Source organism: Candidatus Nitrosarchaeum limnium BG20 (genome assembly GCF_000241145.1).
Classification (GTDB): Archaea; Thermoproteota; Nitrososphaeria; order Nitrososphaerales; family Nitrosopumilaceae; genus Nitrosarchaeum; species Nitrosarchaeum limnae.
The window spans coordinates 1-728 of record NZ_AHJG01000101.1 but is presented as its reverse complement, the minus strand read 5'-3'; the positions used below and the strand labels follow the sequence as shown (position 1 = coordinate 728).

Annotated in this window: 1 protein-coding gene; it reads left to right on the top strand. The window is 38.0% G+C overall.

From position 1 onward, the window contains the following. Positions 1-28 precede the first annotated feature (28 nt). Positions 29-728, top strand: a 700-nt coding sequence (locus BG20_RS03270) for an IMP dehydrogenase (protein WP_238527470.1), incomplete at its 3' end; no start/stop codon positions are given.

Here is a 728-nt window from a genome sequence, read left to right as displayed (position 1 = left end):
AGCAGCTGTAGGTGTTAAAGGAGATTTTATGGAAAGAACTGAATCTTTGTTAGAAGCAGGAGCAGATGTCCTAGTTGTTGATATTGCTCATGGTCACAGTGAAAATGCACTTAATACAATTCGTAATATAAAAAAGGCATTTCCTAAATGTGAATTAATTGCAGGAAATGTTGCAACTGCGCAAGGTACAGAAGATCTCATAAAAGCAGGAGTTGATGCAGTCAAAGTTGGTGTTGGTTCTGGTTCAATTTGTATTACTAGAGTAATTACTGGTTCTGGTGTACCACAACTAACAGCAGTAATGGATTGTGCCAAGATTGGAAAAGATTATGGAATTCCAATTATTTCTGATGGCGGAACAAGAACATCTGGTGATGCTACAAAAGCATTGGCTGCAGGTGCATCTTCTGTAATGGTAGGAAGTATGCTAGGAGGAACAGATGAATCACCAGGAACAGTACTGACAAAAAATGGTAAGCGCTTTAAGATATATCGTGGAATGGCTTCCCTTGGTGCATCTTTAGGAAGAAAATCGAAGGAAACTGGTTCGATTTCACTTGATGAAGATCTTAATGATTATGTTGCAGAAGGAGTTGAAGCTATGGTTCCATACAAAGGAACAGTAACTGATATTTTAAAACAATTAACTGGCGGTGTACGTTCAGGTCTAAGTTACTGTGGGGCACATACAATTCCACAAATGCAAGCAAATGCTGAATTTATTAAAA